Origin of the sequence: Chitinophaga sancti, from assembly GCF_034087045.1 — a bacterium.
Taxonomy (GTDB): Bacteria; Bacteroidota; Bacteroidia; order Chitinophagales; family Chitinophagaceae; genus Chitinophaga; species Chitinophaga sancti_B.
In genome coordinates this window covers 7,242,880-7,264,428 of the sequence record NZ_CP139247.1, presented here as the reverse complement: position 1 = coordinate 7,264,428, position 21,549 = coordinate 7,242,880, and the positions used below count along the sequence as shown (strand labels likewise).

Sequence of the window (21,549 nt, the reverse complement as noted above, 5' to 3'; positions counted from 1 at the left end):
TAAATTAGTTCTAACAATCTAGCATGGATTTAGCTATTTTTGTTATACTAAACCCATTTTCAAAAGTACATGAGCGCAGAACAACCGATTATACAGTTATCAAACGTCAATATATATCAGGGTAATTCCCTGATCTTGTCAGATGTAAATATTACGGTGAACAAGGGTGAATTTGTATACCTGATAGGAAAGACGGGAACAGGCAAGTCCAGTCTGCTGAAAACCCTGTACGGGGACCTGGCCCTGAAAGAGGGCACCGGGCAGGTAGTAGGGTTTGATCTGAAAAAGATGGACTGGAAAAAGGTACCTTACCTGCGTCGTAACCTGGGAGTGGTATTCCAGGACTTCCAGCTGCTGACGGACAGAAATGTGCATGACAACCTGAAATTTGTGCTGCGTGCCATTGGCTGGGAAGACAAAAATAAGATGGAAGAAAAGATCGACGACGTGCTGGAAAAGGTGGGCCTGACCACCAAAGGCTTCAAAATGCCCTACGAACTGAGTGGGGGCGAGCAGCAGCGTGTGGATATAGCCCGTGCTATGCTGAACTCGCCTAAGCTGATCCTGGCAGATGAGCCTACCGGCAACCTGGATCCTGAAACATCCGACGGCATTATGCAGTTATTATTCCGTATCAGCCGGGAAGAGGGGGCAGCAGTAGTGATGGCTACGCATGACTATATATTATTACAGAAATTTCCGTCAAGAGTGTTGAGAACGGAGAACGGGCGTGTGTCTGACCATGCCACCGTCAACTTTGTATAAAAGAAACAGCTTACAATCCGGGTGTAAAATTCCTAGCCGGGGGGCGACAGCCTCTACACCGGAGGGAATATTTTTACTTATGATGGTTAATTAATAATTTTATTCTACCTTTGCCCCGGAAAAATAGCGACTAATAACCTTTATCATTTTATTATTTATTACAAGATGTCTTACTTAACTGTTGAAAAGAAAGCCAATATTTTTAAAGAATTTGGTGGAAGCGAGAAAAATACAGGCTCCGTAGAAGCACAAGTTGCACTGCTGACTGAGCGTATCAACAGCATTTCCAGTCACCTGAAAGAAAACAAAAAGGACTTTTCTACACACCGCGGTTTAATGAAAATGGTTGGTCAGAGAAAGCGTTTGCTCTCTTACCTGTCTAAAACAAACCTCACAGGGTACCGCGCACTGATTGAGAAGTTAGGTCTCAGAAAATAAAACTGAAACTTTTTTATAACGCTATTCCCAACTTATAAGGTTGGGAATAGCTTTTTTTTAGGTATACCATTTTAATCTTCACTTTATTATGAATCTGACACCTAAATCAGTTAATTTCGATATAGGAGATGGCCGCATAGTCACTCTTGAGACTGGTAAGTTAGCCCGCCAGGCTGATGGTGCTGTTACGGTTCGTCTGGGAAATTGTATCCTCTTAGCTACTGTTGTAGCCAACAAAACACCCAAAGCCGGACAGTCATTCTTTCCCCTAACAGTTGATTATCAGGAAAAATTTGCTTCTGCTGGTCGTATCCCTGGTTCTTTTTTCAAGAGAGAAGGGAAATTATCCGACTACGAAGTTTTAATATCACGTTTGATCGACCGCGCACTGCGCCCTTTGTTCCCGGATAATTATTTTTGCGATGTACAGGTATTGGTTACCCTGATATCTTCTGATACTGAGGTAGTTCCTGATGCGCTGGCATGCCTGGCTGCATCTGCTGCACTCGCAGTATCTGATGTACCTGTACAGGAAATCATTTCTGAAGTAAGGGTTGCCCGTATTGAAGGGCAATTAGTTATAAATCCAAACCGTTCCCAGCTGGAAAAAGCTGACATGGACTTCATCATCGGTGCTACTGAAAAGAACATCATGATGGTGGAAGGTGAGAGCAAGGAATGTAGCGAGGAAGATATTATTAAAGCAATTGAATTCGCTCACGAAGCAATCCGTGTTCAGGTGAAAGCGCAGGAACAACTGCGTGACCTGGCTGGCATAACTGCTAAACGTGAATATACCCTTCCTTATGAAAATGAGGAACTGAAAGCGAAGATCATTGCATTTGCTAAAGACCGTATCCTGGCAGTAGCTAAGTCCGGTTCAGGCAAACATGAGCGTGGTGATGCTTTTGAGAAGATCAGTGAAGAACTGAAAGAATCTCTCGGCGAACTGTCTGATGAAGATGCAGCACTGGTAGGCAGATATTTCCATGACCTCGAAAAAGAGGTGATCCGTAACATGATCCTGGACGAAAGCGTTCGTCTCGATGGCCGTAGCCTCGATCAGGTTCGTCCGCTGAACATGGAAGTTGATATCCTGCCTTCTCCTCACGGTTCTGCCCTGTTTACACGTGGTGAAACACAGTCACTGACTACTGTTACCCTCGGTACTCCGGATGATGAGCTGCTGATCGAAAGCGCTGCTACTTCCAAGTATTCTAAATTTATCCTCCATTATAACTTCCCTCCGTTCTCTACAGGTGAAGTAAAGCCAATGCGTGGTCCTGGCCGTCGTGAAGTAGGTCATGGTAACCTGGCTATGCGTTCCCTGAAGCAGATGATGCCAGGTAGTGAGTATGCTTACACAGTACGTGTAGTATCCGATATCCTGGAATCAAACGGTTCTTCTTCAATGGCGACTGTTTGTGCTGGTTCCCTGGCGCTGATGGATGCGGGTGTACCTTTGCCTAAACACGTATCTGGTGTGGCAATGGGTCTGATCTCCCGTGCTTCTGATGGCAAATGGGCAGTATTGACAGATATCCTCGGCGATGAAGATCACCTGGGTGATATGGACTTTAAAGTAACTGGTACCCGCGATGGTATCTGTGGTATCCAGATGGACATCAAGGTAGACGGTCTGAGCATGGACGTAATGCGTAAAGCATTGGAACAGGCTCGTAAGGGTCGTCTGCACATCATCGATGCAATGTACGGTTGCCTCGAAGGTGCCCGTCCTGAACCAAAACCTCATGCTCCACGTATGGAGAAACTGATCATCGACCGCGAATTCATTGGTGCTGTAATAGGACCCGGTGGTAAGGTGATCCAGGAGATCCAGCGCGAAACCGGTACTACCATCAACATCGAAGAAGTTGGTGAAACCGGCGAAGTGAGCATCTTCTCTGCACAGAAAGAAGGTCTGGAAAAAGCACTCACATGGATCAAAGGTATCGTTGCGGTGCCAGAGATCGGTGAAGTGTATGAGTCTACTGTAAAATCAGTAATGCCTTACGGTGCATTCGTTGAATTTCTGCCTGGTAAACAAGGCTTGCTGCATATTTCTGAAGTTTCATGGAAACGTCTGGAAAATATGGAAGGCGTGCTGACCGAAGGTGAGAAAGTGAAAGTGAAACTGGTAGGTACTGATCCAAAGACCGGCAAATTCAAACTGAGCCGTCGTATCCTGATGCCAAAACCAGAAGGTTATGTAGAAAGACCTGAAGGTGACCGTCCGGAGCGTAGCGACAGAGGTGACCGTGGCGATCGTCGTGATGGCGGTGATCGTGGTGGCAGAGGTGGCGACCGTGGTGGTTTCCGCAATGATCGCGGTGGCGATCGTGGTGGTGACCGCGGAGGAAACAGAGGCGGCGGCGATCGTGGTGGTTTCCGTGGTGACCGCGATGGCGGTGATCGTGGTCAGCGTCCACAACAGGATCCTCCAATCTCTTCCCAGGCCGATGAGCCAATGGAACCAATGTTTGACGAATAGTTTAGTCTATATTTTTCAAATAAATCAACAGGTGTATCAGGAAACTGGTACACCTTTTTTTTTGCTTATCCCTCCCCATTGACCGCTCCTAACATTTATATCCCATTATCAGATATTCTATTATAATTTCATAACAGATTGAATTTATTATGAAGATTCCACAAGTATTGAGAGACGCCCGCTATTTCTTAAACGGAAACAATTTTAATGTGCTTTGCCTGTTCTTTTTTCTCCTGCCCTGGATGACACAGGCACATCCTGTACCACCAAAAAAGGAATTTTATAGTTTGCTGGTATATCATCTGAAAGATAAAGGGCAGGAGGCCAGACTGGACACCTATTGCCAACAGGCACTGATCCCATTTTTACATAAACAGGGATTTGGTAAGATCGGGGTGTTTAAGCCTGTAACAGGCGATACTACTCTTTATATACTCATACCTTCAACAAATCTGGAAAAGCTGCTGAAATGGCCTGAAAATGCCTTGAAAGATGCTGCATACCTGCAAAACGGAAAGGACTATGTAGAAACGGCCTGGGATCATCCCATTTATAGCAGAATGGAAACGATCGTGTTAGAAGCTTTCCCTGAAATGCCTCAGCTATCTGCACCTGAATTAAACGGACCTGACACCGCCAGGATCTATGAATTACGCAGTTATGAAGGGCCTACAGAGCGCTTATACCAGAACAAGGTAGAGATGTTCAATAAAGGGAACGAAGTGGGCATATTTAAGCGCTTAGGCTTTAATGCAGTGTTTTATGCCAGTGTACTGAGTGGTAGCAAAATGCCCAACCTGATGTATATGACGAGTTTTGAAAGCAGGGCGGAAAGAGAGGCACATTGGAAAGCATTTGGTGCAGATGCGGAATGGAAGAAGTTAATAGGGGATACTTACTATGCACATAATGTATCTCACCAGGATATTACTTTATGCCATGCCACCCCTTATTCAGAATACTAAAAATGGCACCCGGTAAGGCGCCATTTTATAATAAGCATGAATATTTATCAGATACGGATTAGTTAGCTTTTTGACAGCTGCTCCAGGTAGAAATTACTTTCCCTGAAGATGATCTTGCCATTCGGTAATTTATAGATCTTGTACTCTCCTCCACCAATATATTCGTAGAAAATCGAGTACTGGGGTACGCGTACTTTCGTAGCATTCTCCACTACAGCCAGACGGCCATCCACGAGCAACTGTGACATCATATCTTCGATATATGGTAACAGGATGCCTTCGCCCTGTGTCCAGAACAATGTGAATTTATCAGTATTGAAATTGTACTCAGTATGGGTGGAATCGGCCAGCCATGCCTTGGCTGCTTTGAAATGGTTTTCTACATCAAGGTTGGTCAGGTGCGCGAACTGGATGTTACGGAAACTCTTCGGATCGTAACAATTGTTGAACAGCATGGTATCCATTGTCTTAAAATAGTTCACCAGGTCCACTTTGTTGATCACAATGGTGGTGGTTTTGTTCGTATAAGTAATTGAATCCACCATGGTATCATCATGGAACAACTTCACAACGTCTTGTGCCTGGGTCATGAGGGAAAGAAAGAGAGCAGCGATAGCAAGTAAACAGGTCTTCATAGGATGCAAATTTTATATTAACTATTATGCAAATATAAAATTAACATATTATGTGTTATATAGCTGTAAACAGGGATATTTTACCATTAACATTACAATAACATGAAAATGAGGGTTTAAGGTGTTACCATCATATACTGGATTTACTGATTTTAATATATTTGCTACATGACACATACAGCTATCACCATTACCTGTACCAATGAAATAAAAGATATTCTTATAGCTGAGTTATCTGAAAAAGGGTTCGACGGGTTTGAAGAACAAGGTGCTACACTGGTAGCCTATATACCTGAAAGCAATTTTGATGAGGGAGCAGTAAAAGACCTCACGACGAAGTATGGCGTAACGTTTACTAGCGAAAGGGTAGAACAGGAAAACTGGAACGCCGTATGGGAAAGTAATTTCCAACCTGTACTGGTTGACAATTTCTGTGGCATACGGGCTTCTTTCCACGAGCCATTTGATCCTGCTCCGCTGCACGAAATCGTTATCACCCCCAAGATGTCTTTTGGCACAGGTCACCATGCGACCACGGCTTCTATGATAAAGCTGATGCATGGCATAGATTTCCTTGGCAAAAAGGTATTTGATTTTGGTACCGGTACCGGTATTCTTGCTATCCTTGCTGCCAAAATGGGCGCTGCCGTAATTGATGCGATCGACATCGATACATGGTCTGTAGAAAACACAAAAGAGAACATTGATAATAACAATGCGCTCGCAGTAAAGGTATGGCAGTCAGATACCCTGAAAAATATTAGGAATACTTATCATGTAGTGTTGGCGAACATCAATCGCAATATTTTGTTGGAATTCATGGCCGATATGCGTAGTTTACTGGAAAGGAACGGTATTTTATTGCTAAGCGGCATCCTGAAAGAGGATGAAACAGCCATTTTAGAAGCCGCCAGAAAAAATGGTTTAGTCCTGGAAACCATACTAGATAAGGATAATTGGCTGGCAATGAAATTATTAGCCAGGAAATAAGTTATATGTTATAACATGATTATATAATAAGGGCTGATAATCCAATGTTCGTGTTAATGTAAATTTTAATATTTTCTTAACTTTAACAGACTTTAACAGCGAAAAATACTATCTTAGCAAAACCTAACTTATTGTATGACAGAATTATTGTTGCTTTTTTGTGCTTATCTGATCGGGTCCATACCTACAGCAGTATGGGTGAGTAAAGGCGTATTTGGTATGGACATCCGGGAATATGGTAGCGGCAATGCCGGTGCCACAAATACCTTCCGTGTCCTGGGTCCAAAAGCCGGTTCATTTGTGATGCTCGTGGATATGGTAAAAGGAGTATTGGCAGTACGTCTGGCATTATTGGTAGGTTACTATCAGAATCCTGAGCACCTGACTCAGTTGGTCAACTTACAGATCGGCCTGGGGCTGGCAGCTGTAGTAGGACATATCTTCCCTATCTGGGCAAATTTCCGTGGGGGTAAAGGTATTGCTACCCTATTCGGATTAGTGCTGGCTATTCAGCCACTGGTAGCTATCTGCTGCGTAGCTGTATTCCTGCTGATCCTGTTCCTGACAAGATATGTATCTCTTAGCTCAATCATTGCAAGTATTGCTTTCCCGATCCTTATCCTCTTCATCTTTAATGAGCCTGAGACATTCTATCGCATATTTGCTATTGCTGTCGCACTGATGGTGGTACTCACCCATCAGAAGAACATCTTCCGCTTACTGAATGGTAACGAAAGCAAAGTGCCTTTGTTCAGGCACAGAGACAGGAAATAACCCTGTTCTTTCTGGCATATCTCTTGCACACTATCACAAATTATTATAATCTTTGATCATGATTATTACGACATTCGTAATAGTCGTGATCATATTCTGTATTTATACTGTAGCATTCGAGGGACGCCCCCTTTAAAATTCAAATTTGTATCAGATGCAAAAAAAATTCCTGTTTATTGGAGTAAGTGTAGCAATGATGATGAGCTGTGCAAAAGTGCCTATCACTGGTCGCAAGCAATTGAACCTCATTCCTGAAAGCACCATGCAGTCTATGGCGCTGACAGAGTATCAGACATTTCTGACAGAGAACAAAACTGTCTCCACTGCCGGCAACAAAGATGCTGACATGGTTAAAAGGGTAGGTGCACGTATCAGTGCCGCCGTAACCCAGTACATGACCCAGAATAACATGGGAAATGAAGTAGCGAGTTATAAATGGGAGTTCAACCTGGTGGATAATAAAGAGGTAAATGCATGGTGTATGCCAGGTGGAAAAGTAGTGGTGTATACAGGCCTGCTGCCGGTTACACAGAACGAAACTTCACTGGCCTGTGTAATGGGCCACGAAATTGCGCATGCGATTGCAAGGCATGGTAATGAGCGTATGAGTCAGCAATTGGTTTCTCAGGGTATTGAGATCGCAGGGTCTGTAGCTTTGAATAAGAATCCGCAGGTACAGAATATCTTCTTACAGTCTTTTGGTGTAGGTGGTAATTTAGGGATGCTGGCGTTTTCAAGACAGAATGAGCTGGAAGCAGATCATTTAGGGGTGATATTTATGGCGATGGCAGGGTATAATCCGCAGGAGGCGATTCCTTTCTGGCAGAGGATGGCTTCAGCCAGTGCAAGTAGTAGCAAACCAATGGAGTTGATGAGTACACACCCGAGTGATGAGCGAAGGATTGCACAGTTGCAAAGTCTGATGCCAGAGGCGATGAAGTACTACAAACCAGTTAAGTAATTAAATAAGATAAGTCCAAACGCTTTTGCCTCCGGCAAAAGCGTTTGGACTGGATCCAAAAAATGAGGCGTGCTGAAAGCATGCCTCATTTTTTGTTTTTTCAATTTCTGAGGACTACTGTAAGCAGTCCTCAGAAATTGATTTTTTATGCATTTATCTCCATCACCTTCTTATTCTTCTGCGCCTTCATCTTCTCCGGCACATGTGCCAGTATCTCCTTCTTAAACGCAGCAATCAACGCCTGTTTTACAAAGAACCTATGCGTTACCAAACTAATCTCCCTCACCGGTTCGGGCGACTTAAAAAACCTCACCATATTCATCTGCCTCGCAGACAGATCCTGCAATGACAACTCCGGCAAAATCGTATATCCTGCATTCAAATCCACCATCCGCTTCAACGTCTCCACACTACCCGTATTATATTCCAGATTCTTATATTCCCCCATCGTAAACTTATCCCTGCATATATTCAACACCTGGTTCCGCATACAATGCCCCTCATTCAATAACCACACCTCCCTCACATCTATATCTTCCGGCCGCACAATCTTCTTCTCAAACAAAGGATTCGTCTTCGCCGCATATACCACGAAAGATTCATAAAACAGCGGTTGCTCTTCCAGGTTCGGATTTTCCAGCGGCGTCGCCAGCAACCCGCAATCCAGTTGCTCCAGCTTTAACTGCTGTACGATCTGTTCTGTCGGATACTCCCAGATCTCTAATTTAACCTTTGGATATTTCTTCATGAAACCCGTGAGAATACGGGGTAGGAGGTAAGGCGCCAATGTAGGAATGATACCTACGCGCAGATTGCCCTGTACCTCTTTTTTATGCCCGGATACGATCTCTTTGATCCGGCTGTTTTCTTTCAGTATGATGCGTGATTGCTCGACTATTTCCACCCCTATTTCGGTAGGTACTACCGGTAGCTTACTCCTGTCGAATATTTTCACCCCCAACTCATCTTCCAGCTTCTGAATCTGCATACTCAACGTAGGTTGCGTAACAAAGCATTTCTCGGCGGCGACGACAAAACTGCGGTAGGTGTCCACGGCAACGATATATTCTAGTTGAACTGTAGTCATACACAAAAGTAACGTAATAAAAACTCCCCGAAAATTATTGGTAATAATTCCGGGGAGCGTGTCTGCATCATAAAATGCGGATGTTAGAATATTCTGTAACGATACTTGATCTTATCCGTATTGTTGTACAGTTCCTTGATATTGATGGAAGCCTGAATTTCTTTCACTGCTTCATCCTTCAGGTTACGGAACTCAGATTGTTTCGCATCAATAGTCGCTTTATCAGCCAGACCATTATCCTGTGCAATCTTCAGCGCATTCGCTACTTTACCATAGTATGAATCCAATAGTGTAAAGTATTCATTGTACAGGTTCTCAAAGCGTTTGGTCTGCAATACCAGGTCTTCCAGCTGGTTATTCACCTCTTTCAGATTTGGATTTTCACGCAGCAGTGCTTCGTAATCTACTTTCTTGCCTTTGGTATATTTATTCTCCAGGTCATCGAAGAACAATACTACTTTCTCTTTCTTGAAGTCAAAGAAGAAGTCGTTCAGTGTTTCACCGAGTGATTTGTTACCACGTTGTGGCAGGTTGAATTTCAGTGCACTGGCGGTGAACATGATGTGATCATACAGGTTATCGTGCAACAGGTTGAGCTGGTCTTTGTTGAAGTTCAGACCATATTCAAACTTATTGTTCGCATCGTTCAACGCGGTATAATACACTACATATTTGTTCAGTTCTTTTTCAAACTCTTTCAGTGTCTGCTGATTGATTTCCTTATTGTTGACACTCACACTGTGCAGGAAGTTCATCACAGAGTTAGCAATTGCTAAAGGAGGCGTCAATGAAGTAAAGCTCTGGAAAATAGGAGAAGCGATGATAGACTTCGTCGATTCTACGATCTTGTTACTCTTGTCATCGTTTTTGTCCTTCTTACCTTTCAGCACCACTTTCTCTACCAGTTCTACGATACGATCACTCAACGAGAAACCCAGTTCTTTACTTTCAGGGTTGTTCAGCGATGTGATGAATACATCGAGATTGTTGGTAGTGGTACGTGACTTAAGGTCAATGATTTTTTTGTTTAACAGGTAGTAGGTTTCGCTGGCGTAAACAATGTTGTTCCTGATCAGCTGGTACTTGGTAATGTTGTCAATTTCCCGGCCCTGCAGTAATCCCTGTATAGCGCTTGAATTCGATTGATCGCTTGCCTGGATCTTCTGCAATTCTTCCATTATTCTGCGAATGGTAGTGTCCTGGCTCCTAACTTGTGGCATCACCACATTTTTTAACTCAGCGTTAGGATCCGTTGGTTGTTGAGGCTTAGGTTCCTGAGCCATGGCAATTTGAGTGCCGGCAAGACAGATCAATAATAGTGTCAGATATCTCATAGAATTAAAATGCATGATATTGGCCTGATTTGATTTGCAAATTGTTCACTGTCAGGTACAATCTCCTCCTAAGGTTATAAAATCAATAACCAGCAGTTGAGACCTGTAAGTGAATTAGCATGCTATTAGTAGCATTTTGGAACTATATCAACCTAAATGTTAAGAAAATATGGTGCCAAAATACATTTTGGCACAAAGATAACAATTTATACTAAGTTGAAATTGTCAGTCTTTCAACTACTTTATTACCTTTGCGACCAAATTATCCACTTTCATGCTGAATAATAAAAAGATAGTGGTGGTATTACCTGCCTACAACGCTGCATTAACACTGGAAAAAACTTACCAGGAAATACCATTTGAAATAGTTGATGAGGTAGTACTGGTTGACGACGCCAGTAAAGATGATACCGTCGCCGTTGGAAAAAAGTTGGGTATCCAACATATCATCCGCCATGATAATAATAAAGGATATGGCGGTAACCAGAAATCCTGTTACAACAAAGCGTTGGAATTAGGCGCGGATATTGTAATCATGTTGCACCCTGATTACCAGTACACTCCCAAGCTGATTCTTGCCATGAGCTCAATCATTGCCAATGATGTTTACCCGGTAGTGCTCGGCTCGAGGATCCTTGGAAAAGGTGCCTTAAAAGGTGGAATGCCAGGTTATAAGTACTTTTTTAACCGGTTCCTGACCCTGTTTCAGAACCTGCTCATGAACGAGAAACTCAGTGAATACCACACCGGTTACCGTGCATTTTCAGCGACCGTACTCAGGGATATCAACTATATGGCAGACAATGACGATTTTATCTTTGACAATGAGATGTTGTCCCAGATCTTTATGAAAGGATACGAAATAGGGGAGGTAACCTGCCCTACCAAGTACTTTGATGAGGCGTCCAGTATCAACTTTAAAAGAAGCAGTATATACGGATTAGGGGTATTGCGCGTATCATTGCAACACCGCCTTCATAAAATAGGGCTGATCCGGGCGAAAATTTATTAATCTGATGAATGTACAGTGGCAACTTGTTAAAAAATACCTGAATTACTACTTCACAGCCGGTAACCGGCATGATGTGCACTCTCCGTTTGTGTACGCAATGATAGAAGATGTACTGAGGGATAAAAGCCAACCTGCGGATTATAAAGCAGTAGAACAACTGCGGAAAGAGCTGTTAAAGAGTAATGAAACCCTGCAGGTCACCGATCTGGGAGCAGGGTCGCTCATGAATGCCGGCAATGAGCGGGCAGTGAGAGATATTACAAAGCATGCGGCCAAGCCGCCTAAGTTCGGGCAGTTATTTTACAGACTCATTCAATATTACCAGCCAAAGTATTTACTGGAACTGGGTACTTCTATGGGTTTGTCTACTTCTTACATGGCAAAGGCAGCCGCACCGGATGCGAAAGTATATACCATAGAAGGATGTCCGAATATCGCGGCCAAGGCAGGGAAGAATTTTCAGTCACTGGGGTTACAGAATATCACCCAGCGGGTAGGAAATTTTGACCATGTACTGGCAGGTGTGCTGGATGAGTTGCCGCAGGTAGACTATGTGTTCATTGACGGGAACCATCGCTCTGTACCTACACTGGAATACTTTGAACTGTGTCTGGCCAAAGCCCATGATCGTTCCATTTTTATTTTCGATGATATTCACTGGACGGAGGACATGGAGAAAGCATGGAAAACGATCCAGGATCATCCACGGGTAACCTTTACGATCGATTTGTTCTTTATCGGTTTGGTGTTTTTCCTGCCGGATATGAAGATAAAACAACACTTTATATTGAAATATTAAGAAAAAGGGGATCAATCGATCCCCTTTTTTATTACTTTAGTTGCATAACGTTTATTCCATGATGAAAACAATTTGTACCCTGCTGCTATGCATAATAGTATCTTTCGCCAAAGCACAGACACCCGATTACAGCGCATACAGTTACGAAGAATATATTCACAATGGTGATACCCTTCGCTACCGCATGCTCACACCTTTACACTATGATATCCACAAAAAGTATCCCCTCATCGTATTCCTCCATGGATCAGGTGAACGTGGCCGTGACAATGCCGCCCAACTCACCCATGGTGGCGCATTATTTCTCAAAGACTCCATCCGTGACAAATACCCTGCCTTCGTCATCTTCCCGCAACTACCCAACGATTCTACCTGGGGACCGTTCGAACGCTCAGGTAATGGCCGTATGTTCCCCGCTGATGCACCTCCTACCGCATCAGGCAGATTAGTAGGAGAGTTGGTAGACAGTTTAAATAAATCAGGAAAGATCGATACTAAAAAAGTCTATATCGGCGGCTTATCGCTGGGAGGCATGGGTACATTCGACCTGCTGGCACGCTACCCGCAAAAGTGGGCGGCTGGTTTCCCCATCTGCGGGGCTGGTAATGTGGAAAATGCAAAGAAATTTAAAACGGTGCCTGTCTGGATATTCCATGGAGATGCAGATCCTGCCGTGCCTGTGCAAGGTTCAAGGGATTATTATGCAGCACTGAAAGGATTGAAAGCGGAGGTAAAATATTCAGAATATCCGGGTGTAGGTCACAATAGCTGGGACAATGCTTTTGCCGAACCGGATTTAATACCATGGTTATTCTCACACAAGCGTAAATAAAAAAAACGCACAAGTGTAAATAAAAAATAAACGCCCCGACTTGACCGGGGCGTTTTTCCACTCTGCACAGGATTTGAATTGTTAACTATTTCAAGGACGCAATTGCGCTTTTTGCGGCAGCAATTGTTTCGTCCAGATCTTCGATTGTCAAAGCATTACTTACGAACCAGCTTTCGAATGCGGAAGGAGGCAGGTAAATACCTTTTTCCAGCATAGCATGGAAGAAACGCTTAAATAATTCGTTGTTTGCGCCAGAGGCTGCGTCAAAATCAATAATAGGATATTCTGCGAAATGCACACTCAGCATTGAACCAATGCTATTTACCTGATGAACGATGCCAGCCGCATTTAATACTGATTGTAAACCACCTGAGAGGTATGCTGTTTTTTCTGCCAATTGCCGGTAAATGTCTGGATTGTCGTTTAACGTCTGCAACAATGTATAACCAGCTATCATGGCTATAGGATTGCCGCTCAATGTTCCAGCCTGATAGACTTTACCAGCTGGTGCTACATTTTCCATGATTTCCTTACGTCCGGCGAAAGCACCTACAGGCATTCCTGCGCCAATTATCTTGCCAAAGGTAACCAAATCTGCTTTAATATTGAACAGTTCCTGCGCACCTCCTTTGGCCAAACGGAAACCTGTCATTACCTCATCGAAAATGAGCAGGATATTGTGCTCGTTGCAGATGTAACGAAGGCCTTCCAAAAACCCTTGCTGGGGAAGGATACAGCCCATGTTGCCCGCTACAGGTTCTACGATAATTGCGGCTATCTGATCAGGATATTCCTTCACTAAATTTTCCACAGCCGGTAAATTATTGTAAGGAACGGTCAACGTATCTTCTGCAACAGTTTGCGTAACCCCAGGCACAGATTGTATACCTAAAGTAGCCACTCCACTGCCTGCATTTACCAGAAATGCATCGGCATGGCCATGGTAGTTCCCTGTGAATTTGATGAACTTATTGCGGCCTGTAAAACCTCTGGCTACACGCATGGCCGACATACAGGCTTCTGTACCTGAGTTCACCATACGTACCATTTCAATATTCGGTACCATGCGCACGATCAGCTCCGCAATCTTAGTCTCCAGTTCTGTCGGCGCACCGAAAGAAGTGGAATAGCCCGCATATTCCTGGATGGCTTTTATGACTGGTTCATACGCATGACCCAGGATCATTGGTCCCCATGAATTGATATAATCAATATAGCGGTTGCCATCTACATCGTAGAGGTAAGCTCCCTTAGCACTCTTCATAAAGATAGGCGTACCGCCTACACTTTTGAATGCGCGTACCGGAGAGTTTACACCACCGGGAATGACATTTTTAGCGTGTTCGAAAAGTTTCTTGCTTTGCTCGTACATGGTAGTAGTTAAGCTGTTTATTGTAATAATTTAGCTGCGTCTTTCGCAAAATAAGTAGCAATCAGGCTGGCTCCTGCACGCTTGATGCTGGTTAGTGTTTCCAGTATGGTCTTGTTTTCATCCAGCCATCCTTTTTGTGCAGCTGCCTTGATCATGGCGTACTCTCCACTTACATGGTAAGCACTGATCGGTACATGTACATTATCCTTCAAAATACGGATAATATCCAGGTAAGCCAATGCCGGTTTTACCATTACAATATCCGCGCCTTGTTCTATATCCTGCATTGTTTCCAGGATCGCTTCTGTGGAATTTGCATAATCCATCTGGTAAGTTTTCTTATCACCAAAGCCTGGTGCAGAATCAAGTGCATCGCGGAACGGGCCATAGAAACAGGAAGCGTATTTGGCACTATATGCCATGATACCTACCTTGGTAAAATTATTTTCTTCCAGGATGTTGCGGATAGCCAGAATACGGCCGTCCATCATATCACTTGGGGCTACAAAATCGGCACCTGCCTGCGCATGGCTAAGGCTCATACGGGTCAGTACTTCCACAGTTGCATCGTTTACGATCTGCTCATTCTCTACGATACCATCATGGCCATAGATGGAATAAGGATCCAATGCCACATCCGTCATCACTACGATACCAGGAACTGCCTCCTTGATGGCTTTGATACTACGCTGCATCAATCCATCCGGATTTACCGCTTCTGTACCTTTATTATCTTTCAGGTTATCAGGAACCATTACGAACAGCAACACACTCTTAATACCCAGGCTCCACAATTCTTTTACCTCTTCTACGATCAGATCCAGTGAATACCGGAAATAACCCGGCATGGAAATGATCTCTTCCTTCACATTTTTCCCCTCTACAATGAATAAGGGGGCAATGAAATCGCTCGGCCTTAAAATCGTTTCCGCAACCATAGCACGTATGGCGGGAGTAGCTCTCATAATTCTGTTACGGCGAATCATAATATCTCTGTTTTTGTAGTTAGCAATTTATGCCCATTCACGTGGTTGCAGGTATTCTACCATCCTGGCTTCAGCACTACCTGGTTCCGGGTGATAATCATACTCCCATCGGGCCCTGGGCGGTAAGCTCATTAAGATAGATTCAATTCTGCCATTGGTTTTGAGACCAAATAAAGTACCTCTGTCATGGATCAGGTTGAACTCTACATAACGACCTCTCCTGTATTCCTGCCAGTCTTTATTGGCAGTGGTGTAAGGTAAATCTTTTGTTTTTTCCACGATGGGCAGGTAAGCGGGAATAAAAGCTTCCCCGGTAGCTTTGGAAAAAAGATATAAGTCTTCCGCAGTTCTGCTGGCATCAGGGCGGAGGTAATCGTAGAAGATACCGCCTATGCCGCGTGTTTCATTATTGCGATGCTTGTTTACAAAGTATTCATCGCATTGTTTTTTATAGAGCGGATACAATGCTGCTCCAAAAGGATCGCAGGCATTTTTAAATGTGCGATGGAAGTGTTTGCCATCTTCTTCATCCAGGTAATAAGGCGTGAGATCCGCACCACCACCAAACCAGCTATCTTTAATGTTACCCTGTGCATCGTACAGCTCAAAGTAACGCCAGTTGGCATGTACAGTAGGTACATAAGGGTTGAGCGGATGGATCACCAGCGAGATACCACAGGCCATAAACTGACCGCCGGTTACACCAAACTGTTTCGCCATTACTTCCGGCAATTCTCCTTCTACGACCGAAGTATTTACACCACCTTTCTCAAACACATTACCATCTACGATCACGCGGGTTTTACCACCACCGCCACCGGGGCGTTCCCAGCGATCTTCGCGGAAGGTCGCTTTCCCATCAATCTTTTCCAATGCTGTACAGATATCATCCTGCAGCTGGTGTATTAAGGAAATGAATTTTTCTTTAACGCTCATTAGTACGCTTTTACAGTCTCAACAAATGCTTTTGCATGGTCTACCGGAACGTTTGGCAAAATGCCGTGTCCCAGGTTGGCAATGTGTCTGTGTCCACCAAAGCTTTTCAGCATGTTCTTCACTGCTTTTTCTATTTCCGGAATCGGTGCCAGTAATTTGGCAGGATCGAAATTACCCTGCAAAGTTACGTTCGGACCTGCAAACTGTCTTGCCAGTTCCGGTTTAATGCACCAGTCTATACCGAGACCATGGGCGCCGGTTGCAGCCATTTCTTCCAGTGCGAACCAGGCTCCTTTTGCAAAGAGAATGGTAGGACATACATCTTTCAGCGCAGCTACGATCTGGCGCATATATTGGAGAGAGAAAATTTCGAAGTCTTCAGGGCTCAGCATACCACCCCATGAATCAAAGATCTGTACGAGGTCAGCACCGGCTTTTACCTGTTCTTTCAGATAGATGATCGTGGTATCTGTGATCATTTGCAGTAGCTGATGTGCCACTGCTGGTTGCTGATAGCAGAATTGTTTTGCACCATCAAATGTTTTGGAACCACGCCCTTGTACCATATAGCAGAGCAGGGTCCATGGTGCGCCTGCAAAACCGATCAAAGGAACAGCACCATCCAGTGCCTGTTTGGTCATGCGCAGGGCATCGAATACATAACCGAGTTTATCATTTACATCGGGAACGCATATCCTTTTCATGTCTTCCACAGTTCTGATCGGATCTGGTAAAACCGGGCCGGTTTTTTCGATCAGTTGTACTTCGAGGCCCATAGCCTGTGGTACCACGAGAATGTCGGAGAAGATAATGGCAGCATCAACGCCTACCTGGTGTACAGGCATCACAGTGATTTCTGTAGCCAGTTCAGGTTTCATACAGCGTTCAAAGAAGGAATATTTTTCCCGCAGCTTGATATAATCAGGGAGATAACGGCCGGCCTGGCGCATCATCCATACTGGTGTACGTTCCGTTTTTTCTCCGCGTAAAGCTCTCAGTAAAAGGTCATTCTTTAATGCACTCATTAGTCTCAGTTATGATTTTTAAAATAAGTTATTGCAAGTTGTAGCAGGTTCTTTGCCGATGGTTTTTCTTCATTCATCACGACCACCTTACTGGTATATGCTTTCAGCGCATCGCCGGTAGTCTGTCCGATAGCGAAGCAAACCGTGTCAGGTGCCAGTTGATTATACTGAAAATAAGCTTCTACGCCACTGGGGCTGAAGAAAAGCACCCCATCAATGTGTCCCTCAATGGGAACCGGAACAGGTATCGTTTCATATACCACGACTTCCTTCAGATCGATATGATGTTGTTGAAGCAGATCCGGCAATGTATCACGACGTTTGTTGCCGCAGAAAAAAACAGCAGAATGGATATTGCGGGTGGCGATCATTTGATTGGCCAGTTCTGCAGCATGATCGGCAGTGGCAACGATCGTAGCATTTGGAAATATTCGTTGAACAGTTTCGAGTGTATTGCCTGACAGGCAACAGATCTGTGCGGGGGCAGTAACACCTTTAATACTTAACACAGCATTTGCGCTGGTAAAAACGGTGACATTGCATGATTGTATCAGCTGATTGATGGCCTCCTGAAATTCAGGAGAAATGAAAACGGGTGCTATCTCTACAAAATTATGTATGCGAAGCAGGGCACCATTTTCCTCAGCTAATTCATGAAGAATAGCCGGTAGCGTTTTTGTACTTAATATGTTGTACTTATTTGCCATTTTTTATCTGCGCTACAATTTTATCCCCACCTTGTGTGAGAATTTTTTCAGCAGCACGCTTCCCAATAACCGCGGCCTCTTCCAAAGGCGCACTATCAGCAATACTCAGCAACGTATCCCCATTCAGACTACACAGCTCACCATTGAATTCCACCACTCCATTTTTAATAGATGCATATGCACTGATCGGGGTGGTGCAACCACCCATGAGCGTACGTAAAAAGTCGCGTTCAATACGTGTGCACAATGCAGTCGACAGATCATTCAGTGCTTCCAGTGCCTGACGGCAGTAATCATCATTCTCACGGCATACAGACACTACAGCTCCCTGTGCAGGTGCCGGCAGCATCCAGTCTATCTCTACAGAAGTAGGGGGGCGTACACCAATTCTTTCCAGGCCGGCAGCAGCAAAGATGGCGCCATCCCAGTGTTCAGCAGCCAGTTTCTGCAGGCGTGTATTCACATTACCACGCAGGTTATGCAGCTGATGTTGTGGGTATTTACGCAACCATTGTGCTTTACGACGTACGCTACTGGTAGCGATATTCGCAACATATTCCGGTTGATCCAGGAAAGCGGTATCTGTTTTATATACCAGCAGGTCTTTTACAGGGCCTCTTTCAAGAACAGCGGCCTGTATAATACCTGTAGGCAGTTGAGTGGGAACGTCTTTGAGAGAATGTACGGCGATATCAATTCGTCCGTTCAGCAATGCGATATCAAGGCTTTTGGTAAATATGCCTTGTACGCCTATCTCATACAGTGGAGTGACGAGGTCTATATCGCCTTCGCTTTTTATAGGCACCAGCACAGTGGTGTATCCCTGTGCTTCCAGGAGGTCTTTAACTTTATTAGCCTGCCACAGTGCGAGCTGGCTTTCCCTTGTGCCGATCTTAATTTCTTTACTCATTATGATTAATCCTGCTTAACTCCTGCCTCAAATATATCGTTGATCATCGCGATGTACTGATCACTTTTATCTGTTTCACGGCGCACCTTTCCAGCCATCAGGTTGATCATTTTCTGGATGATACGCGACGAGACAGCTTCCATATCTTCCAGTTTATATTGTGCGCCGTTTTTTTGCTCCCGGATCTCTTTGGTATGGATTTCCTGTAGCTTATCTTTTACGGCTTTGAGTACGACTGCATGCTTACGCATTTTGTACCAGTAGAGGAACTCGTTCATATGCTCTTCTATGATAGAGAGTGCTTTTGGCACTTCCTGCTGGCGCATCTGCAATGTTTCGTCCTGTATCTTAGACAATTCATCTACGTTTACCAGGGAAATATGTGGGAGTTCACTGACTTCCGGTGCCACATTGAAAGGAATAGAGAGGTCGATAATTAGTTTAGGACCTGCACCTTCAAAGTGTTGTTTGAGGATATTGGGTTCCGGTGCATTGGAGGCTACCAGAACAATATCGGCTCTGTTCAGCTCTTCTGCCAGGTGCTCGTAGGGAGCGTGGCGTAGCCCGTGTTGTCTGGCGAATTCTTCGGCAGTAGCGAGTGTCCTGTTCACCAGTGTCACATCTGTTACCCCGAGGTAATCCATCATATTCTTAATAGTATTGCGTCCTATCTTTCCGACACCTACCAGTAAAATCTTTTTATTGAGAATGTCCGGCACCTTATATTCCAGCATACGTACAGCGGCAAAAGCGACAGATACGGTACCGGCGCTGAGGGCGGTTTCATTCTTAATCAGTTTTGATACCTGCAGTACACTATTTACAAGTCGCTCCTGGAAACCGCCAAGGCATCCGTTGGTTTTTGCAAATCTTGTAGCGTTGCGGATCTGACCGATGATTTCATAGTCACCCAGGATCTGAGAATCGAGACCGGTACCTACCTGGTACAGGTGCTTGATAGCTTCTTCGCCCGATTTAACATAGGAGAGCTGGCTGAAAAGATTGCAATCGCCATCAGTCTGACGACACACCATTTCTACCAGTTGTTGTGGATCTTCAGCAAAGCCATAGATCTCTGTTCTGTTACAAGTGGAAAGTACGAACACATCATCGAGGTACGCAGTTTTTGCCTGCTCGAGCAATTGCCCGTATTGTGCCTGATTGATTGCGAACGACCCCCTTATAGCTGCATCTGTCTTTTTATAGTTGATACCAACTATATGATAATGGGCTATATCCTTTGATTGACTACCCTGCATTGTTTATTATAAGCTTCCGGTGCAAAAATACATTCATACTATGCAACATCAGGCATCAGGCTGTCATTAGTTAGTCATTTCCACTGATGGTGATCAGGGTTAGCAGAAAAATGATTTTTATCAGTTTGCATGTTAATTCTGGTCAGATGAGCCTTAATCTGTTATTTCAACAATTGTATGACATTTTCAGGGCACCAAACCTATTACATTTGCATCAATTTTTAAAGAGTCTAATGGAAGCTAAATCTGATATAGGAATCATTCTGATGAACCTGGGTTCACCGGATTCTACCGCAGTACCTGATGTGAAGCGATATTTAAATGAATTTCTGATGGACAAAAGGGTGATCGATTACCCTTACCTGTTCCGTTTATTGCTGATCAAAGGTATCATAGTACCCCGGCGTGCGCCGAAGTCCGCTGAGGCATATCAATCCATCTGGTGGCCGGAAGGCTCTCCCCTGATCGTGTTGACAAAGCAATTGCAGAATGCTGTACGCCACGACCTGGATATGCCTGTAGAAATAGCCATGCGTTATGGTAATCCCTCTCAGGAAGCGGCATACGAAAATCTGTTAAAGCAGAATCCCAACCTGAAAGAAGTGGTATTACTGCCGCTGTACCCGCACTATGCCATGTCATCTTATGAAACGGCGGTGGAGCATGCGAAGAGTATACATAAAAAGAAGAAGTACCCGTTCAAACTCACGGTCGTACCTCCTTATTATAAAGAACCTGATTACATCCATGCACTGGCAGAGAGCATGCGTCCTTACGTAACTAAGGACTTTGATCACCTGCTGTTCAGTTATCATGGAGTACCGGAAAGGCATATACACAAAGGCGACATTACAGGCAAACATTGCCTTCAGGTAGCCGATTGTTGTCATGTAGATTCACCGGCGCATGATTATTGTTATCGTCATCAGGTACATATTACTGCAGAACTGGTAGCAGAAAAACTGAAAATTCCACGGGAGAAATGGAGTGTATCTTTCCAGTCCAGACTGGGTAGGGAAGAATGGCTCAAGCCATACACGGCTGTAAAACTGGAAGAGTTGCCAAAGCAAGGTGTAAAACGCCTGCTGGTAGCCTGTCCGGCTTTCGTATCCGATTGCCTCGAAACGCTGGAAGAAATAGCGGTGGAAGGAAAGCATTCTTTTATCAGTAGCGGTGGAGATAGTTTCACTATGATCCCCTGTTTGAATATACACCCACTATGGGTGCAGGCAATCGTGAAGTGGATGGGGGCGTTGCAAGCCAATAATTAA

21 protein-coding genes are annotated in these 21,549 nt (G+C 44.3%); 11 read left to right on the top strand and 10 right to left on the bottom strand.

Annotation, left to right across the window (positions count from 1 at the left end):
- Window positions 1-69: 69 nt before the first annotated feature.
- From SIO70_RS29015 to SIO70_RS29000, 4 genes are all read left to right on the top strand, one after another.
- Entirely contained in the window at window positions 70-765 is a 696-nt protein-coding gene (locus tag SIO70_RS29015; protein ID WP_320576807.1) for a cell division ATP-binding protein FtsE, read from the top strand.
- A 165-nt stretch (window positions 766-930) separates the two neighbouring features.
- Window positions 931-1,203 carry a 30S ribosomal protein S15 gene (rpsO, locus tag SIO70_RS29010; RefSeq protein ID WP_072361215.1) on the top strand — a complete coding sequence of 91 codons (273 nt, stop codon included), beginning with the start codon at window positions 931-933 and terminating at the stop codon, window positions 1,201-1,203.
- 88 nt (window positions 1,204-1,291) lie between these two features.
- On the top strand, window positions 1,292-3,694 hold the full coding sequence (locus tag SIO70_RS29005; protein ID WP_320576800.1) for a polyribonucleotide nucleotidyltransferase: 2,403 nt from the start codon (window positions 1,292-1,294) through the stop codon (window positions 3,692-3,694).
- Window positions 3,695-3,843: 149 nt separating this feature from the next.
- A complete protein-coding gene (locus tag SIO70_RS29000) occupies window positions 3,844-4,659 on the top strand; it encodes an NIPSNAP family protein (RefSeq protein WP_320576798.1) in 816 nt (271 codons plus the stop codon).
- A 62-nt stretch (window positions 4,660-4,721) separates the two neighbouring features.
- Here the strand turns inward: SIO70_RS29000 and SIO70_RS28995 are convergent, their stop codons facing one another.
- Window positions 4,722-5,294 carry a hypothetical protein gene (locus SIO70_RS28995; RefSeq protein ID WP_320576796.1) on the bottom strand — a complete coding sequence of 191 codons (573 nt, stop codon included), beginning with the start codon at window positions 5,292-5,294 and terminating at the stop codon, window positions 4,722-4,724.
- 168 nt (window positions 5,295-5,462) lie between these two features.
- Between SIO70_RS28995 and prmA the strand changes: the two genes are divergently transcribed.
- The 3 genes from prmA (at window position 5,463) to SIO70_RS28980 (ending at window position 8,019) form a co-directional block, all read left to right on the top strand.
- Window positions 5,463-6,284, top strand: a complete 822-nt coding sequence (gene prmA / locus SIO70_RS28990) for a 50S ribosomal protein L11 methyltransferase (protein WP_320576794.1) — start codon at window positions 5,463-5,465, stop codon at window positions 6,282-6,284.
- A gap of 135 nt (window positions 6,285-6,419) precedes the next feature.
- Window positions 6,420-7,058 carry a glycerol-3-phosphate 1-O-acyltransferase PlsY gene (plsY, locus tag SIO70_RS28985; protein ID WP_320576792.1) on the top strand — a complete coding sequence of 213 codons (639 nt, stop codon included), beginning with the start codon at window positions 6,420-6,422 and terminating at the stop codon, window positions 7,056-7,058.
- A 154-nt stretch (window positions 7,059-7,212) separates the two neighbouring features.
- Window positions 7,213-8,019 (top strand): M48 family metallopeptidase, encoded by an 807-nt coding sequence (locus SIO70_RS28980; RefSeq protein WP_320576791.1) that lies wholly within the window; start codon window positions 7,213-7,215, stop codon window positions 8,017-8,019.
- A 145-nt stretch (window positions 8,020-8,164) separates the two neighbouring features.
- On the opposite strand, the gene SIO70_RS28975 is transcribed toward SIO70_RS28980, so the two are convergent.
- On the bottom strand, window positions 8,165-9,106 hold the full coding sequence (locus SIO70_RS28975) for a hydrogen peroxide-inducible genes activator (RefSeq protein ID WP_320576790.1): 942 nt from the start codon (window positions 9,104-9,106) through the stop codon (window positions 8,165-8,167).
- An 83-nt stretch (window positions 9,107-9,189) separates the two neighbouring features.
- Window positions 9,190-10,440, bottom strand: coding sequence for a hypothetical protein (locus SIO70_RS28970; RefSeq protein WP_143708725.1), 1,251 nt, complete (start codon window positions 10,438-10,440; stop codon window positions 9,190-9,192).
- Between the two features lie 274 nt (window positions 10,441-10,714).
- Here SIO70_RS28970 and SIO70_RS28965 point away from each other — a divergent pair, with 274 nt between their 5' ends.
- Genes SIO70_RS28965 through SIO70_RS28955 form a run of 3 tightly spaced genes read left to right on the top strand, consistent with a single transcriptional unit; the run spans window position 10,715 to window position 13,083 of the window.
- Window positions 10,715-11,452: a glycosyltransferase family 2 protein gene (locus SIO70_RS28965; protein WP_320576786.1), complete on the top strand. Its 738-nt coding sequence runs from the start codon at window positions 10,715-10,717 to the stop codon at window positions 11,450-11,452.
- Window positions 11,453-11,456: 4 nt separating this feature from the next.
- Window positions 11,457-12,251: an O-methyltransferase gene (locus SIO70_RS28960; protein WP_320576784.1), complete on the top strand. Its 795-nt coding sequence runs from the start codon at window positions 11,457-11,459 to the stop codon at window positions 12,249-12,251.
- A gap of 58 nt (window positions 12,252-12,309) precedes the next feature.
- Window positions 12,310-13,083, top strand: coding sequence for a dienelactone hydrolase family protein (locus SIO70_RS28955; RefSeq protein ID WP_320576782.1), 774 nt, complete (start codon window positions 12,310-12,312; stop codon window positions 13,081-13,083).
- An 85-nt stretch (window positions 13,084-13,168) separates the two neighbouring features.
- Here SIO70_RS28955 and hemL read toward each other — a convergent pair whose 3' ends face one another.
- The 7 genes from hemL to hemA are packed head-to-tail and all read right to left on the bottom strand — an operon-like array spanning window position 13,169 to window position 20,278.
- Window positions 13,169-14,455, bottom strand: a complete 1,287-nt coding sequence (gene hemL, locus SIO70_RS28950) for a glutamate-1-semialdehyde 2,1-aminomutase (RefSeq protein WP_320576780.1) — start codon at window positions 14,453-14,455, stop codon at window positions 13,169-13,171.
- A gap of 17 nt (window positions 14,456-14,472) precedes the next feature.
- Entirely contained in the window at window positions 14,473-15,441 is a 969-nt protein-coding gene (gene hemB, locus SIO70_RS28945; protein WP_320576777.1) for a porphobilinogen synthase, read from the bottom strand.
- Between the two features lie 27 nt (window positions 15,442-15,468).
- The gene (gene hemF / locus SIO70_RS28940; protein WP_320576775.1) at window positions 15,469-16,377 is read right to left on the bottom strand and encodes an oxygen-dependent coproporphyrinogen oxidase; all 909 of its coding nucleotides are present in this window, start codon (window positions 16,375-16,377) and stop codon (window positions 15,469-15,471) included.
- The gene (hemE, locus tag SIO70_RS28935) at window positions 16,377-17,402 is read right to left on the bottom strand and encodes a uroporphyrinogen decarboxylase (protein WP_083721488.1); all 1,026 of its coding nucleotides are present in this window, start codon (window positions 17,400-17,402) and stop codon (window positions 16,377-16,379) included. Before hemE ends, hemF begins: the two co-directional genes overlap by 1 nt.
- Window positions 17,403-17,407: 5 nt before the next feature.
- A complete protein-coding gene (locus SIO70_RS28930; RefSeq protein WP_320576773.1) occupies window positions 17,408-18,109 on the bottom strand; it encodes a uroporphyrinogen-III synthase in 702 nt (233 codons plus the stop codon).
- Window positions 18,099-19,019 carry a hydroxymethylbilane synthase gene (gene hemC, locus SIO70_RS28925; RefSeq protein WP_320576771.1) on the bottom strand — a complete coding sequence of 307 codons (921 nt, stop codon included), beginning with the start codon at window positions 19,017-19,019 and terminating at the stop codon, window positions 18,099-18,101. Before hemC ends, SIO70_RS28930 begins: the two co-directional genes overlap by 11 nt.
- A 5-nt stretch (window positions 19,020-19,024) precedes the next feature.
- Entirely contained in the window at window positions 19,025-20,278 is a 1,254-nt protein-coding gene (hemA, locus tag SIO70_RS28920) for a glutamyl-tRNA reductase (protein ID WP_320576769.1), read from the bottom strand.
- Between the two features lie 233 nt (window positions 20,279-20,511).
- Between hemA and hemH the strand changes: the two genes are divergently transcribed.
- Window positions 20,512-21,549 (top strand): ferrochelatase, encoded by a 1,038-nt coding sequence (gene hemH / locus SIO70_RS28915; protein WP_320576768.1) that lies wholly within the window; start codon window positions 20,512-20,514, stop codon window positions 21,547-21,549.